The 14,649-nt window shown below is 73.2% G+C and carries 14 protein-coding genes; 6 read left to right on the top strand and 8 right to left on the bottom strand.

The features are described 5' to 3' along the window. Positions 1-93: 93 nt before the first annotated feature. On the bottom strand, positions 94-1,158 hold the full coding sequence (locus tag DQE82_RS27415; RefSeq protein ID WP_113974620.1) for an alpha/beta fold hydrolase: 1,065 nt from the start codon (positions 1,156-1,158) through the stop codon (positions 94-96). A 437-nt stretch (positions 1,159-1,595) separates the two neighbouring features. Beyond that, entirely contained in the window at positions 1,596-2,042 is a 447-nt protein-coding gene (locus DQE82_RS27410) for an FHA domain-containing protein (protein ID WP_043328712.1), read from the bottom strand. A 218-nt stretch (positions 2,043-2,260) separates the two neighbouring features. Between DQE82_RS27410 and DQE82_RS27405 the strand changes: the two genes are divergently transcribed. Continuing rightward, a complete protein-coding gene (locus tag DQE82_RS27405) occupies positions 2,261-3,763 on the top strand; it encodes an aldehyde dehydrogenase family protein (RefSeq protein WP_113974619.1) in 1,503 nt (500 codons plus the stop codon). A gap of 9 nt (positions 3,764-3,772) precedes the next feature. Here the strand turns inward: DQE82_RS27405 and nucS are convergent, their stop codons facing one another. Beyond that, complete coding sequence (gene nucS, locus DQE82_RS27400) at positions 3,773-4,432, bottom strand: endonuclease NucS (protein ID WP_030503891.1); 660 nt, start codon at positions 4,430-4,432, stop codon at positions 3,773-3,775. Between the two features lie 71 nt (positions 4,433-4,503). Between nucS and DQE82_RS27395 the strand changes: the two genes are divergently transcribed. Together DQE82_RS27395 and DQE82_RS27390 are read left to right on the top strand one after the other, a co-directional pair. Further along, a complete protein-coding gene (locus DQE82_RS27395) occupies positions 4,504-5,121 on the top strand; it encodes a DUF4126 domain-containing protein (RefSeq protein WP_043328707.1) in 618 nt (205 codons plus the stop codon). Between the two features lie 59 nt (positions 5,122-5,180). Beyond that, positions 5,181-5,477: a DUF1540 domain-containing protein gene (locus DQE82_RS27390; RefSeq protein WP_043328704.1), complete on the top strand. Its 297-nt coding sequence runs from the start codon at positions 5,181-5,183 to the stop codon at positions 5,475-5,477. A gap of 105 nt (positions 5,478-5,582) precedes the next feature. Here the strand turns inward: DQE82_RS27390 and DQE82_RS27385 are convergent, their stop codons facing one another. From DQE82_RS27385 to DQE82_RS27370, 4 genes are all read right to left on the bottom strand, one after another. Beyond that, positions 5,583-7,586: a protein meaA gene (locus DQE82_RS27385; RefSeq protein WP_113974618.1), complete on the bottom strand. Its 2,004-nt coding sequence runs from the start codon at positions 7,584-7,586 to the stop codon at positions 5,583-5,585. A 103-nt stretch (positions 7,587-7,689) separates the two neighbouring features. After that, positions 7,690-9,843, bottom strand: a complete 2,154-nt coding sequence (locus DQE82_RS27380) for an FtsX-like permease family protein (protein ID WP_113974617.1) — start codon at positions 9,841-9,843, stop codon at positions 7,690-7,692. Next, entirely contained in the window at positions 9,840-10,520 is a 681-nt protein-coding gene (locus DQE82_RS27375) for an ABC transporter ATP-binding protein (RefSeq protein ID WP_113974616.1), read from the bottom strand. Before DQE82_RS27375 ends, DQE82_RS27380 begins: the two co-directional genes overlap by 4 nt. Further along, positions 10,517-11,041, bottom strand: coding sequence for a PadR family transcriptional regulator (locus DQE82_RS27370; protein ID WP_069087235.1), 525 nt, complete (start codon positions 11,039-11,041; stop codon positions 10,517-10,519). Before DQE82_RS27370 ends, DQE82_RS27375 begins: the two co-directional genes overlap by 4 nt. Before the next feature lie 86 nt (positions 11,042-11,127). Between DQE82_RS27370 and DQE82_RS27365 the strand changes: the two genes are divergently transcribed. From DQE82_RS27365 to DQE82_RS27355, 3 genes are all read left to right on the top strand, one after another. After that, positions 11,128-11,976 (top strand): ABC transporter ATP-binding protein, encoded by an 849-nt coding sequence (locus DQE82_RS27365; RefSeq protein WP_043328681.1) that lies wholly within the window; start codon positions 11,128-11,130, stop codon positions 11,974-11,976. Then, positions 11,973-12,818, top strand: coding sequence for an ABC transporter permease (locus DQE82_RS27360; RefSeq protein ID WP_043328679.1), 846 nt, complete (start codon positions 11,973-11,975; stop codon positions 12,816-12,818). Before DQE82_RS27365 ends, DQE82_RS27360 begins: the two co-directional genes overlap by 4 nt. An 86-nt stretch (positions 12,819-12,904) precedes the next feature. Beyond that, positions 12,905-13,714, top strand: a complete 810-nt coding sequence (locus tag DQE82_RS27355; protein WP_069087233.1) for an alpha/beta hydrolase family protein — start codon at positions 12,905-12,907, stop codon at positions 13,712-13,714. Between the two features lie 40 nt (positions 13,715-13,754). On the opposite strand, the gene DQE82_RS27350 is transcribed toward DQE82_RS27355, so the two are convergent. Then, a complete protein-coding gene (locus DQE82_RS27350; protein WP_064447828.1) occupies positions 13,755-14,603 on the bottom strand; it encodes a 3-hydroxyacyl-CoA dehydrogenase family protein in 849 nt (282 codons plus the stop codon). Between the last annotated feature and the right edge of the window lie 46 nt (positions 14,604-14,649).

Here is a 14,649-nt window from a genome sequence, read left to right as displayed (position 1 = left end):
CCGCGACATGAACGGCCGCTAAGGTTATGCGCCGGAGTCTGCCACGTGACGCTGTGTTGTCGAGACGCCGTGGGATATTTCACGCACCGCGCCTCAGTCGATGGCGTTCTCCCCGGCCAGCGCCAGCAGTTCGGCGACGAACTCCGCCGGCCGCTCCAGGTGCGGACTGTGCCCGCACCCGGGCAGCACCACCTCACGGTACGTCCCGCCGGCCGCCGCGTACCGGTCCAGCACCGCGCGGGTCTGCCCCACCATCGGCTGCGGCGGGCACTCCTGCGGGCCCGGCCAGCCGGGCACCACGCCGAGCTGACCGAGGTACGCCAGGTCGAACAGCGAGGTGTCCGAGACGATCACGTCGGCGTCTCCGCGTACCCAGGTCACCGGCGGCTTGACCGGCACGGCGACCAGCTCGTCGGCGAGCCGGAAGTGGGCCGGGGCCAACGCGTTGAGGACGCCGCGCGGCCCGGCGGCGGTCCCCGGCCAGTGCGCCGAGGCCACCGCGGTGCCCGGGTAGTTGTCGTCCCCGGTGGCGGTGGTCAGCATGCTGTCCAGCAGCAGGTCCTCGTGCTCGCCCAGCGAGGCAGGGTCGGCCACGTACGCGGCGCGCAGCACCGCCCGCGGGCTGGTCGGGCCGTCGGCGCTCCGGTCACCGGCGGCGAGCCGCGCCACGAAGTCCGGGTTCGCGCCTCCGGCGCCGGTCCCGGCGAAGTCGGGCGTGGTGGGGTTGCCGTCGAGGTCCCGGGTGCCGCCGAAGCCGTACGGGGACACCGGCGCCTCCAGCAGCAGCCCGGACACCCGCTCGGGGTGGCCGACGAGCAGCCGCATCGCCACGCCGCCGCCCAGCGAGTGCCCGGCCACCACCGGCCGGGCGCCGGGCGGGAACAGCCCCGGGGCGTCCAGCAACGCGGCCACGTCGTCGGCGAAGTCGTCGAGCCCCCTGGTGGCGTCAACGGGTGCGGTGTCGGTCTCGCCGTAGCCGCGCAGGTCGGGGGCGACCACCCGGAGCGTGTCCGGCAGCCGGGCGAGCAGCGGCTCCCAGAAGGCGGAGGAGGAGACGTTGCCGTGCACCAGCAGGACCGGTACGCCGTCCGGCGGACCGGCCACGCGGACCGCCTGGGTGATGCCGTTGGCCTGGACCGTGAGCCGTGCGCTGCGCATCCGCGCATGCTGGCACGCCCGCCCGCCCCCGGTCCATGTGCCCCACCCCCACACCGCCCCACCCGACCATGGCGCGCACCCCCGCCCCGCCACCGCGTCGATCATGAAGTTGGCGGCGACAAATCGGACGCAGAACACCGCCAACTTCATGATCGACCGGGCCTGGGAGCGCCAACCCGCCCCAGCCCACCCTCCGCCGGTCGCGGCGCGGCGGTCGCGGCGCGGCGGTCGCGGCGCGGCGGTGATCAAGGAGTTTGCGTCACCACGGGAGCCGTTTCCGTACCCAAACTCCTTGATCACCGCGAGTGGGTGGGCGGGGAGGGTGGGGAGGTGGCGGGTGGCGGTGCGCGGCCGGGGGCGGCGCGGGCGTGAGGGGTCAGCGGGGCCCGGGAATCGGCGGCACTCAGTGGCCCCCGGGTCCAGCGGATGCCCGAGGTCTAGCTCACGTCGGCCGGCTGCGCCTCGCGCGCCTCGATCGGCCGGCGGGGCGCCGGGACCGGCAGCGGCAGGGTGGGACGCTGGTCGCGGCGCAGCGCGCCGAAGCTCATCCCGACCGGGTCGGTGCGGGCCACGCCCGGGTCGTAGAGGCGCAAATCCGTGCGGCCGAGCCGGACCACGTCGCCGTCGGCGATCGCCACGCTGCCGGTGACCCGGGTGTCGTTGAGCCAGGTGCCGTTGGTCGAGCCGAGGTCGGTGAGCAGCACCCCCTCGGGGGTGGCCCGGACGGTGGCGTGCCGCCGGCTCAGGTGCGGATCGGCGAGCACGATGTCGGCGGTCGGCGCCCGGCCGATCACCTGCGCGTCCTGGCCGACCCGGAACGTGAGCCCCCGCATCGCCCCGCCGGACACCGTCAGCAACGGCATCAGCTCAGGATGCTCCTCCATGGACAGTCGACCTCCACCCCACATCGCCCCGCGGCGTCAGCCTGCCACCTCACCGTAGTGGCTTGCACCACCGCGCGGTCACCCCCGCGACCCCGGCCGGTCATCTCCCGTTCGCCGTTTCGGACGGCATCTCCGTCGATGCGAGGGCTGATCGTCCGCGCAGCGTACGGCGCGTGCGACACCTACCGGCGAGTAATCCTCGGGTCTAGACTTCGGCCATGACCGCTGTGCATGTGCCGGGCGCCCCGCTCATCTCCGAAGGTCGGCTGGTGTCGACCAGCCCGGCCACCGGCGCCGAGGCAGGCAGTTTCCCGCTGGCCTCCGAGGCGGACGTGCGTGCCGCGGTCGACCGCGCCCGCGCGGCCGGCGACTGGTGGGCCGGGCTCGGCTTCGCCGGCCGGCGGGACCGTCTCCAGCGCTGGCGCGGCGTGCTCGCGCGGCGGATCGAGGAACTGGCCGACCTGATGCACACCGAGGGCGGCAAGCCGGTCGGTGACGCCGTCGTGGAGATCCTCACCGCGCTGGAGCACATCGACTGGGCGGCCCGCAACGCGCAGCGGGTGCTCGGGCCGCGCCGGGTCCGTTCCCGGCTGGTCCTCGCCGAGTTCTCCGGCCACCTGGAATACCAGCCGTACGGCGTGGTGGGCGTGATCGGCCCGTGGAACTACCCGGTCTTCACCCCGATCGGCTCCGCCGCGTACGCGCTCGCGGCCGGCAACGCGGTGGTCTTCAAGCCGAGCGAGTACACCCCGGCGGTCGGCCAGTGGCTGGTCGACAGGTTCGCCGAGGTGGTGCCGGAGCAGCCGGTGTTCCAGGTGGTGCACGGCTTCGGCGCGGTCGGCGCGGCGCTGTGCCGCTCCGGCGTCGGCAAGGTCGCGTTCACCGGCTCGACCGCCACCGCGAAGCGGGTGATGGCCGCCTGCGCGGAGACGCTCACCCCGGTGCTGCTGGAGGCCGGCGGCAAGGACGCGATGATCGTGGACAGCGACGCCGACCTGGACGCCGCCGCCGACGCGTGCGTGTGGGGCGGCATGACCAACGCCGGCCAGACGTGCATCGGCATCGAGCGGGTCTACGCCGTCGACCAGGTCTACGACGCCTTCGTCGAGAAGGTGGTGGCGAAGGCCGGGCGGCTGACCGTCGGCCCCGACGGGACCGACCTCGGCCCGATCACCATGCCGTCGCAGATCGACATCATCCGCCGGCACATCGACGACGCGCTCGACCGGGGCGGCCGGGCGGTGCTGGGCGGCCCGGAGGCGGTCCAGCCGCCGTACGTGCACCCGACCGTGCTGGTCGACGTGCCGGAGGACTCGGCCGCCGTGCAGGAGGAGACGTTCGGCCCGACGCTCGTCGTCAATCGCGTCCGGGACGTGGACGAGGCGGTCGAGCGGGCCAACGCGCTGCCGTACGGGCTCGGGGGTTCGGTCTTCGGCCGGGCGCGGGCGGTGGCGGTGGCGCGGCGGCTGCGTTCCGGCATGGCCTCGGTCAACTCGGCGCTGACCTTCGCCGGCATGTCGACGCTGCCGTTCGGCGGCGTCGGCGAGTCCGGCATCGGCCGCATCCACGGCGAGGAGGGGCTGCGCGAGTTCGGCCGGCCCAAGTCGGTCACCCGCCGCCGGGCCCGGTCGCTGCTGCCGGCGATGACGTTCGAGCGCACCCCGGCCGACATCGCCCGCATCGTCAAGATCGCCAAGCTGATGTACGGCCGGGGCCGCTGAGGCGGCGCCTCAGAACAGCGTCAGCTCGTCGCGTTCGATGCCGCGCAGCTTGTCGTAGTCGACCACCACGCACCGGATACCGCGGTCGGTGGCGAGCACCCGGGCCTGCGGCTTGATCTCCTGCGCGGCGAACACACCGGCCACCGGCGCGAGCAGCGGGTCCCGGTTCATCAGCTCCAGGTAGCGGGTGAGCTGCTCCACGCCGTCGATCTCGCCGCGCCGCTTCACCTCCACCGCCACCGCGCCGCCGACCGCGTCGCGGCAGAGCAGGTCGACCGGCCCGATCGCGGTCATGTACTCGCGGCGGACCAGCGTGAAGCCCTCCCCCAGCGTCTCCGGGTTCGCGGCGAGCAGCTCCTGCAGGTGCGCCTCGACGCCGTCCTTGCGCAGGCCCGGGTCCACGCCCAGCTCGTACGAGGTGTCCTGGAAGATCTCCTCCAGCGTGATGCGCAGCTCCTCGCCGGCCTTGTTGACCACCCGCCAGACGCCTGGCGCCTCCTCCAGCCGGCAGGGCGGGCTCATCCAGTTCAACGGCTTGTAGGCCCGGTCGTCCGCGTGGATCGACACCGAGCCGTCCGCCTTCACCATCAGCAACCGGGTCGCCGGGGGCAGGTGGGCCGAGAGCCGTCCGACGTAGTCCACTGAGCACTTCGCAATCACCAACCGCACCCGCCGAGGGTAGCCGAGGCCCCGGCGGACGCCGACGAGCGCCACTGGCGTACCGGTGCCATATTGAGATCGTGCTCGAAGTCCTCACCGGTTCCGGTCTGGCCGCCTCGGCGGGCCTGAACGCCTACATCCCGCTGCTGCTGATGGGGCTGCTGTCCCGCTACACCGACCTGGTCGAGCTGCCCAGCGGCTGGCAGTGGCTCGGCAACGGCTGGGTGGTGCTGATCCTCGCCGTCCTGCTCGCGGTCGAGGTGGTGGCCGACAAGGTGCCTGTGGTCGACCACGTCAACGACGTGGTGCAGACGGTGGTCCGGCCGACCGCCGGCGGGCTCGCGTTCGGCGCGGGCGCCGGCTCGGAGACCGTCACCGTCAGCGACCCGGACACGTTCTTCTCCTCGCACCAGTGGGTGCCGGTCGTGGTCGGCGTGCTCATCGCGCTCGGCGTGCACCTGCTCAAGGCCGCCGCCCGGCCGGTCATCAACGCGACCACCGCCGGGGTGGGCGCGCCGGTGGCCAGCACCGCCGAGGACGCGACGAGCGTCGTCATGTCGGTGGTGGCGCTGCTGCTGCCGGTGCTGGTCCTGGTGTTCCTGCTCGGCCTGGTGTTCTTCGTACCGTGGCTGTTCCGCCGCCGCCGGGAGCGGCGACGGGAACGCGCCGCGGCCCGCGCGGCCGGCTTCCGCGTCTGACCCGCGCGGGCTCCCGAAACCTCTAAAATCGGGGCAAGAAACCCAAGGAGGTACGGGAGATGACCGCGTCGTTGGAGATGCCCCGGGTCCAGGAGTGCGCCGTCCGGTCCTGCGCCTACAACCACACGAACGACTGCCACGCGTTCGCCATCACGATCGGCAGCAGCGACCACGCCCACTGCCACACGTTCGTGGAGATGCCGGTGCGCGGCGGCCTCGACCAGTTGGTCGCCCAGGTCGGCGCGTGTTCGCGCGCCGACTGCCGGCACAACGCCGACCTGGAGTGCCACGCCCCGGCCATCACCGTCGGTCCCGACATGGACATGGCCGACTGCATGACCTACCAGAGCCGCTGACCCACCCGTCCGGAGGCGCCGTCCGCATGGAGGCGCCGCTTTCGCGCGCGGGTGTTAAGAAGGGGCCCCTTCCCTACCGGAGGCGTTAATAAGGGGCCCTTCCTTTCACGACAGGGCGTTGGCCTCGCGGATCACCGTCACCAGCTCGTCGATGATGCCGGTGAGCGCGAAGTCCTTCGGCGTGAACACCCGGGCCACCCCGGCGGCCCGCAGCGCCTCGGCGTCGGCGGCCGGGATGATCCCGCCCACCACCACCGGCAGGTCGCCCCGACCGGCCGCGCGCAGCCCGTCCAGCACCGCCGGCACGGCGGCCAGATGCGAGCCGGACAGCACGGAGAGCCCGACCAGGTCGACGTCCTCCTCCACGGCGGCCGCCACGATCTGCCCGGCGGTCAGCCGGATGCCCTGGTAGACCACCTCGAACCCGGCGTCGCGGGCGCGTACCGCGATCTGCTCGGCGCCGTTGGAGTGCCCGTCCAGCCCCGGCTTGCCGACCAGCAGCCGCAGCCGGCCGCTGCCCAGCTCCCGCGCGGTGGCGGCGACCCGCTCCCGCACCCCGGCGAGGGTCGCGTCACCGGCCGTTCCGACCGCCCCGGCCAGGCCGGTCGGCGCGCGGTACTCGCCGTACACCTGGCGCAGCGCGCCCGCCCACTCGCCGGTGGTGACCCCGGCCCGTACACAGGTAAGCGTCGCCGGCATCAGGTTCGCCGTGGTGGCGGCGTCGGCGCGCAGCCGGTCCAGCGCCGCCTCGACAGCCGCCGCGTCCCGGTCGGCCCGCCACCGGCGTACGCCGTCGGTGGCCGCCTCCTCGACGGCCGGGTCCACCTGCTCGATCGCCTCGGCGCCCGCTGCGGTGAGCGGCGACGGCTCGGTCTCGGTGAACCGGTTGACGCCGACCACCACGTCCGAACCGGACTCCATCCGGCGACGGCGCTCGGCGAGCGAGGCCACCAGCGCGCTCTTGAGGTAGCCGGACTCGACGGCGGTGACCACGCCGCCCATCTCCAGCACCTTCTCCAGCTCGACGCGGGCGCCGGAGACGATGTCGTCGACCAGCGCGGTCATCACGTGCGAGCCGGCGAACAGGTCCGGGTACTCCAGCAGGTCCGACTCGTACGCCAGCACCTGCTGCATGCGCAGCGACCACTGCTGGTCCCACGGGCGGGGCAGGCCCAGCGCCTCGTTCCAGGCGGGCAGCTGCACGGCCCGGGCGCGGGCATCGCGGGACAGCGCGACGCCCAGCATCTCCAGCACGATGCGCTGGATGTTGTTCTCCGGCTGCGCCTCGGTCAGGCCCAGCGAGTTGACCTGGACGCCGTAACGGAACCGGCGCTGCTTGGGGTTCTCCACGCCGTAGCGGTCGCGGGTGATCTCGTCCCAGAGCGCGCCGAACGCGCGCATCTTGGCGATCTCCTCGACGAAGCGCACCCCGGCGTTGACGAAGAACGAGATCCGCTGGACCACGTCGCCCATCCGCTCGGGCGGCACCTGGCCGGAGTCGCGCACGGTGTCCAGCACGGCGACGGCGGTGGCCAGCGCGAAGCCGACCTCCTGCACCGGCGTCGCCCCGGCCTCCTGGAGGTGGTACGAGCAGATGTTCACCGGGTTCCACCGGGGCATCTCGCGCAGCGTGTACGCGATGATGTCGGCGGTCAGCCGCAGCGACGCCGCCGGCGGGAAGATGTACGTCCCCCGGGACAGGTACTCCTTGATGATGTCGTTCTGCGTGGTGCCGGCGCAGCGGCTCAGCTCGGCGCCCTGCTCGGCGGCGACGGTGCCGTAGAGGCCGAGCAGCCACATCGCCGGGGCGTTGATGGTCATCGAGGTGTTCATCTCGGCGAGCGGGATGCCCTCGAACAGCGCCCGCATGTCGCCCAGGTGCGCCACCGGCACGCCGACCCGGCCCACCTCACCGGAGGCCAGCTCGTGGTCCGGGTCGTACCCGGTCTGGGTGGGCAGGTCGAAGGCGACCGACAGGCCGGTCTGCCCCTTCGCCAGGTTGCGGCGGAAGAGCGCGTTGGTGGCCGCGGCGGAGGAGTGCCCGGCGTACGTGCGCATCACCCACGGGCGGTCCCGCTCGGGCAGCCGTCCCGGCATCGCGTCGTCCATGGCCGGAGTTTAAGTTACCGTTTAGTAAAAGAGAGTGTGGAAAACCACACAACCCCAGGCCCGCGACGGTGGGCCGGCCGCACACACCGGCCCACCGTACGGGTCATTCGCTGCGGGCGGTCTCCGGGCCGGTGATCCGTTCCAGCAGCGGCAGCGTGGCCGCGATGACCGCGAGGCAGCCCAGCACGCCGAGGGCCACCACAGCGGCGAACCCGATCCCCGGTACGCGCAGGTCGTACTGCATCTGGGCGCGCAGGAACAAATGCGCGGCGACCAGTCCCATCCCGACCGCCACCACGGCGACGGTCAGCAGCGGCACCACGCTCTCCAGGGCCACCACCCGGCGCAGCAGCCGAACCGGGGCGCCGCTGAGCCGCAGCAGGCTGAACGGCCGCTTCCGTTCGCTGAGGCCGGCCGCCACGGCCACGGCCAGGCTGCACCCGGCGAGCACGAGACCGGCCACCACGACGATGTCGGCCAGCCGCTGCCAGCCCCGCATGGTGTCGGCGAAGTCGGCCTCGAAGTCGCCGGGCACGTTCGGCGCCACGTAGAACGTCGGGAACGCGGCTTCGAGGACCGTCCGGGCCCGCTCCACCGCGACCGGATCCTCCGCCTCGACCGCCACCGAACCCGCCGGGAGTCCCGCGAGGGCAGCCGGGTCCACCGGGGACGACGGCCAGATCCGGTCGGCCGAGGCGGACTCCCGCCACGGGATCAGGTCCGGCGGCACCTCGGCGACGCTCGCCCCGGCGGCACACCGCCCGTACGCGGGCGGGATGTCCGCGCAGGCGATCACCCCGGAGTCGCGGCCGTCACCGCGTACCGGGTTCTCCCGGACGAGCACCGGGTTGCGGACGCCGGGCACCGCCGCCAGGTCGGCCAGCAGCGTGCCCGGCACCGGCGGGTCGTCAGTGAGCACCATCGACAGCCGGCCGGCCTCCAGCGACCCCCGGGGCGCCGGACCGCGCTCGTGCGCGATCGTCCCCATCACACCGACGGCCACCGTGGTGACGAACAGCGCGAGCATCACCGCGCTGACCGCCCGGAAACCGGCTGCCGGGTTGTCGGCGAGCCGGCGCGCGGCGATCAGCGCGGCCGGGCGGCCGGCCCGGGCGGCCAGCACCTTGGCGCCGACCATGGTCAGCCAGGGGCCGCCGGTGATCAGCCCGACCATGACCAGCAGCAGCGCGGGCAGGAACAGCGCGGTCTGACCGTCCGACGTGGGCGGCCGGTACACCAGGGCGAAGCCGAGCCCGGCCAGGCCGAGCGCGAGCGGGATCAGCCGGTACGCCCGTGGTGGTCGGGGCGTGACGCGGCGGGTGACGCCGAGCGGGGAGATCCGGACCCGGCGCAGCGCGACCCAGGCCGCGGCCGCCGCGCCCGCCGGCACGCCGAGGGCCACCAGGATGGCCTCCGGCGCACCGATGGCCATGTCCCCGGGGAAGAACGGCATGCCGGTGAACGGGATGCCGGCGAGCTGGCTGCGGAACGCGAAGAACACCGCGAAGCCGACCGACGCGCCGGCCGCCGCCGCGAGCGCGGCCTCGACGGCCGCGACCGCCGAGATCTGCCGGGGCGTGGCCCCGACCAGCCGCATCGCGGCGAACCGCTGCTCCCGGCGGGCGGCGCCGAGCCGGGTCGCCGTGCCGATGAAGACGAGTACGGGGAACAGCAGTCCGCCCGCCACCACGCCGAGGATGAGGTCGACCGCGGCCCCGGGCAGCGGAGCGCTGTTGCCGTCGAGCCGGGTGACCTTGCGGACCTGGTCCAGCCCGCCCACCTGCTCCGGGGTGCCGCCGACCAGGACGAGCAGGGTGTCCGGTGAGGTGAGCGCCGCCGGCCCGATCTCGCCGAGGTCCCGGCCCGGGTAGCGGTCGGCGAGCTGGTCGGCGGGGGTGGTGGCCAGCAGCTTGCGCAGCGCCGGGGAGGCGTAGAACTCGCCGGGTCCTGGCGCGCGGGGAACGCCGACCGGCGTGGGCGCGTCCGGGCCGGTGGCGGCGACGTCGATGCGAACGATCTGGTCGCCCCGGAAGTAGTCAAACCGGGTCGACCACAGCAGCGGGTCGGCGGACCCGCCCGCCGTCTCCTGCGGGTACATCGACGCGTAGCGGGTGAGCTGGGCGTCGGTGGCGTTCACACCGGCAAGCGTGGTGAGCAGCAGGCCGGTGCCGACCGCGACGGCGGCGGCGATGGCGACCAGCCGGACGAAAGCCTCCCGGCCACCGGCGACGGCGAGCCGGAGCGCGAGCCCGATCACGAGGCGACCCCGGCGGGGGCGTTGACCCGGCCGTCCCGCACCATGACCTCCCGGTCGGCGTACGCGGCGATGCGCGCCTCGTGCGTCACCAGCACGACTGTGGTGCCCTTCTCGCGGGCGGCGTCCACCAGCAGCGTCATCACCTCCTCGCCGGTGAGCGAGTCGAGCGCGCCGGTGGGCTCGTCGGCGAAAAGCACCCGGGGCTCCGCGACCAGGCCGCGTGCCAGCGCGACCCGCTGGGCCTGCCCGCCGGACAGCTCCCCGGAGCGGCGGTGCTCCATGCCGGCCAGGCCGAGCCGCTCGAACCAGCCCCGCGCGGCGCGCAGCGCCGAAGTGCGGCGGACACCGCGCAGCAGCAGCGGCAGCGCCACGTTCTCGGCCGCGGTGAGTTCCGGCACGAGCTGCCCGAACTGGAAGACGAAGCCGAAGCTGTCGCGGCGCAGCGTGCTCCGGTCGGCCTCGCCGAGCGTGTCGATCCGGGCGCCGTCGAACCGGACCTCGCCGGAGTCGGGGCGCAGGATGCCGGCCAGGCAGTGCAGCAGCGTCGACTTGCCGGAGCCGCTCGGTCCCATCACGGCGACCACCTCGCCGGCGGCCACGGCGAGGTTCGCGCCGCGCAGGGCGGGTGTCTCGCCGAACGCGTACGTGACGTCACGTGCCTCGATCATCGGGCTCATGGCCGTACCGCCTTTCTCAGGGCGTCCAGCCGGGCGCCCGTCGTCTCGATCCACCGCAGGTCCGCCTCGAGGTGGTAGAGGCCGTGGTCGGCCAGCATCACGTCGACGAGTTCGCCGCTGCGCTTGATCTCGGTCAGCTCACGCATCCGGCGCAGGTGCGCGGCGCGCTGGGTGTCCAGGTACTCCTCGGCCGGGCGGTCGAGCATCAGCGCGAGCACGACCTTGGTGAACAGCAGGGTCTGCAGGTGCGGTTCCGGCTCGACCGGCTCGGTCAGCCAGTGCTCCACCTCGGTGGCGCCCAGGTCGGTGATCACGTAGCGCTTGCGGTCCGGCCCCGCGCCGGGAGCCACGTCGCCGACCACCACCTTGCCGTCGCGGGCCAGCCGGCTCAGCGTCGAGTAGACCTGCCCGTACGGCAGCGGCTTGCCGCGCCCGAAGAACGTGTCGTAGTCGCGCTTGAGGTCGTAGCCGTGGCTCGGTTCGCGTTCGAGCAGCCCGAGCAGGGTCAGGGGAACCGTCATGAGCAGAGACTACACCGAGTGTATACCTCGCGTATATAGCTGACCCGGCAGCGGAACGGGCCACCGCACGACGCACACTTGACGGCATGGAGAACGAGCTCGCGATTTCCGTGCGAGGGCTGCGCAAGGCGTACGGCGACAACGTCGCCGTGGCCGGGGTGGACCTGGACGTCCACCGGGGCGAGGTGTTCGCCCTGCTCGGCCCGAACGGCGCCGGCAAGACCACAACGGTCGAGATCCTGGAGGGCTACCGCCAGCGCGACGCCGGTGAGGTGCGCGTCCTCGGCGCCGACCCCGCCCACCCCGACGCCGCCTGGCGCTCCCGGGTCGGCATCGTGCTCCAGGGCACCGGCGAGTTCGACGAGCTCAGCGTCATCGAGGTGGTCCGCCACTTCTCCGGCTTCTACCCGGGCGCGGACGACCCGGACAAGGTGGTCGAGCGGGTCGGGCTGGGCGCCAAGGCCAAGGCGCGTACGCACACGCTCTCCGGCGGGCAGAAGCGCCGCCTGGACGTGGCGCTGGGCATCATCGGCCGCCCCGAGCTGCTCTTCCTCGACGAGCCGACCACCGGATTCGACCCGGAGGCCCGGCGCGAGTTCTGGGAGCTGATCCGGGACCTGTCCGCCGCCGGCACCACGATCGTGCTCACCACCCACTACCTGGACGAGGCCGAGGCGCTCGCCGACCGGGTCGGCGTGATCGCCGCCGGGCGGGTGATCGAGGTCGCGCCGCCGAACCGGCTGGGCAACCGGCAGGAGTCGCTCGCGACCGTCTCCTGGCGTACCCCCGACGGGACATTGGCCTCGGCGGAGACCGCGACGCCGACGGCGCTGGTGTACGACCTGGCCGCGCGCTTCGGCGGCGAGGTGCCCGGCCTCACCGTGACCCGGCCGACCCTGGAAGACGTCTACCTGCGGATGATCGGACACTCATGACCACCACGACGAACCCCGCGGCCCCGGTCACCGCCGCCGCGGCCCGGCGACCCGGCGCGGGCGCGCTGGCGCTGCGCCAGGGGCGGCTGGAGATCACCCAGTTCCTGCGCAGCCGGGAGTCCGTCGTGTTCACGATGGGCTTCCCGATCATCATGATCCTGATCTTCGCGGCGATCTTCAGCGACGAGATCGCGCCCGGGGTCAGCTACACGCAGTACTTCATCACCGGCATGATCGCGACCGGCCTGATGACAGTCAGCTTCCAGAACCTCGGCATCTGGATCCCGATCGAGCGGGACCGGGGCGTGCTCAAGCGCTACCGCGGTACGCCGATGCCGAAGTGGGTCTGGTTCGCCGGCAAGGTGATCATGGTGGTGGTCATCGGCATCGCCGAGACCGTGCTGCTGCTCGCCGTCTCGGTGGCGATGTTCGACCTGGATCTGCCGCAGACCACCGCCAAGTGGCTGACGTTCGCCTGGGTCTCCGTCCTCGGCGTCACCGCCTGCACGCTCTGCGGCATCGCCATCTCGTCGCTGGCCCGTACCGCCCGCAGCGGCTCGGCGGTGGTCACCCCGGTCGCGCTGGTGCTCCAGTTCATCTCCGGCGTGTTCTTCGTCTTCACCAGCCTGCCCACCTGGATGCAGCAGGTCGCGGCGATCTTCCCGCTCAAGTGGATGTGCCAGGGGCTCCGCTCGGTGTTCCTGCCGGACAGCTTCGGCGCGCGGGAGCCGGGCGGGTCGTTCGAGCTGGGCACCGTCGCGCTGGTGCTGGGCGCCTGGTGCGTCATCGGCCTGGTGCTCTGCCTGACCACGTTCCGCTGGACCACCAAACGCGACGGCTGAGGTGTAAGGAAGGGCCCCCTTTTAACGCCTCCGGTAGAGAAAGGGCCCCTTCTTAACACGCGCCCGGCGGTGGCACACTCGCCGGCATGGCACCCACGCTGACCCGGCGTACCCTGCTCGGCGCCGCCGCCGGCGTGGCCGGCGCCGCGGTGGTCGGCGGTCTGGCCGCCCGACAACTGGCCGGCCCCCGCCCGGGACCGGCGCCGGCCCTGCCGGACGCCCCGGCCGGCGACGAACGCCTGATCCGCATCGCCTCCGGCGCGCGCGGCCGCGAGGTCGACTTCTGGACGGCGGTGCCCGACGGGTACGGCGACGGCCGCGGCCTGCCCGTCTGCCTGGTGCTGCACGGCGCGTCGGCCACCCCGCGCGACTACGGCCGGTTCGGCCTGGCCCGCTTCCTCACCGACGCGGTACGCCGGGGCGCCCCGCCGTTCGCGCTCGCGGGCGCCACCGGCGGGCGGCTGTCCTGGCGCGCCTCCGGTGACGACGACCCGCAGCGGATGGTGCGCGAGGAGGTGCCCACCTGGTGCGCCCGGCGCGGTTTCGACAGCAGCCGGCTGGCCGTGTGGGGCTGGTCGATGGGCGGCTTCGGCGCGTTGCTGCTCGCCGAGACGTACCCGAAATGGCTGCGGATGGCGGCGGCCTTCTCCCCCGCGGTGAGCCCCGGCGACGCGGTCTTCACCGGCGTGGACAAACTGCGCGGCACGCCGGTCGGGCTCTGGTGCGGGCGGCAGGACAACTTCCTCAAGGATGTCCGCGCGCTGGCCCGGGCGCTGCCCGAGGAGCCGGTACGCGCCGCCTGGGCCGACGGGCGGCACAACTTCGGCTACTGGGGCACAGTCATCCCGGACGCGTTCGCGCTGATCGGCGCCGCGCTCAGCCCGCCCCGGACGTGAACCGCCCCCGGCCGCTCGGGCCGGGGGCGGGACGGGCCGGTCAGTACGAGTAGAAGCCCTGGCCGGTCTTGCGGCCCAGGTCGCCGGCGGTGGCCATGCGCTGGAGCAGCTCCGGCGGGAAGAACTTCTCGTCGGCGGTGTCGGTGTAGATGTTGCGGGTGGCGTTGAGCAGCACGTCCACGCCGGTCAGGTCGACGGTGGCGAGCGGGCCCATGGCGTGGCCGAAGCCCAGCTTGCAGGCGGTGTCCAGGTCCTCGGCGGAGATCACGCCGGCCTCGACGAGCTTGACCGCCTCCATCGCCAGCGCGCAGATCAGCCGGGTGGTGACGAAACCGGCGATGTCCCGGTTGACCACCACCACCGTCTTGCCGATCCCCTCGGCGAACGACTTGACCGTGTCCATGGTCGCGTCGCTGGTCTTGTAGCCGCGTACCAGCTCGCAGAGCTTCATCATCGGCACCGGCGAGAAGAAGTGCGTGCCGACGACCGACTCCGGGCGCTCGGTGGCGGTGGCGATCTGGGTCACCGGGATGGCCGACGTGTTGGTGGCCAGCACCGCGTCCGCCTTGCAGATCTTGTCCAGCGCGCGGAACACCTCGTGCTTGATCTCGATCTTCTCGAAGACCGCCTCGACCACGATGTCCGCGTCGGCGGCGGCCTCCAGCTCGGTGGTCGGGGTGATCCGGCCCAGCGTCGCCTCGACGTCGGACGCCTCGATCTTGCCCTTCTCGGCGAACTTCGTCAGCGACTTCCGGATGCCGTCCACACCGCGCTTCGTGGCCGCGTCGTCGATGTCGCGCAGCGTCACCTGCCAGCCCGCCTGCGCCGCCACCTGGGCGATGCCCGAGCCCATCAGCCCGGCACCGACGACCGCGAGTCGACCCGCCATCTGCTTCTCCCTCGCCGTGTTCTGCAACGTCTGCCAGAACCCTACT

Origin of the sequence: Micromonospora sp. LHW51205 (assembly GCF_003315815.1) — a bacterium.
Classification (GTDB): domain Bacteria; phylum Actinomycetota; class Actinomycetes; order Mycobacteriales; family Micromonosporaceae; genus Micromonospora; species Micromonospora chalcea.
Note: the sequence above shows the minus strand (reverse complement) of the source record. Positions and strands in the feature narration are given on the sequence as shown.

Coding starts and splice junctions, on each gene's coding strand:
- DQE82_RS27365 (WP_043328681.1), top strand. CDS start 11,128: ATGGAGAACGAGCTCGCGATTTCCGTGCGAGGGCTGCGCAAGGCGTAC.
- DQE82_RS27355 (WP_069087233.1), top strand. CDS start 12,905: ATGGCACCCACGCTGACCCGGCGTACCCTGCTCGGCGCCGCCGCCGGC.
- DQE82_RS27410 (WP_043328712.1), bottom strand. CDS start 2,042: ATGGAGGAGCATCCTGAGCTGATGCCGTTGCTGACGGTGTCCGGCGGG.
- DQE82_RS27385 (WP_113974618.1), bottom strand. CDS start 7,586: ATGGACGACGCGATGCCGGGACGGCTGCCCGAGCGGGACCGCCCGTGG.
- DQE82_RS27360 (WP_043328679.1), top strand. CDS start 11,973: ATGACCACCACGACGAACCCCGCGGCCCCGGTCACCGCCGCCGCGGCC.
- DQE82_RS27405 (WP_113974619.1), top strand. CDS start 2,261: ATGACCGCTGTGCATGTGCCGGGCGCCCCGCTCATCTCCGAAGGTCGG.
- DQE82_RS27390 (WP_043328704.1), top strand. CDS start 5,181: ATGACCGCGTCGTTGGAGATGCCCCGGGTCCAGGAGTGCGCCGTCCGG.
- DQE82_RS27350 (WP_064447828.1), bottom strand. CDS start 14,603: ATGGCGGGTCGACTCGCGGTCGTCGGTGCCGGGCTGATGGGCTCGGGC.
- DQE82_RS27415 (WP_113974620.1), bottom strand. CDS start 1,158: ATGCGCAGCGCACGGCTCACGGTCCAGGCCAACGGCATCACCCAGGCG.
- DQE82_RS27375 (WP_113974616.1), bottom strand. CDS start 10,520: ATGAGCCCGATGATCGAGGCACGTGACGTCACGTACGCGTTCGGCGAG.
- DQE82_RS27370 (WP_069087235.1), bottom strand. CDS start 11,041: ATGACGGTTCCCCTGACCCTGCTCGGGCTGCTCGAACGCGAACCGAGC.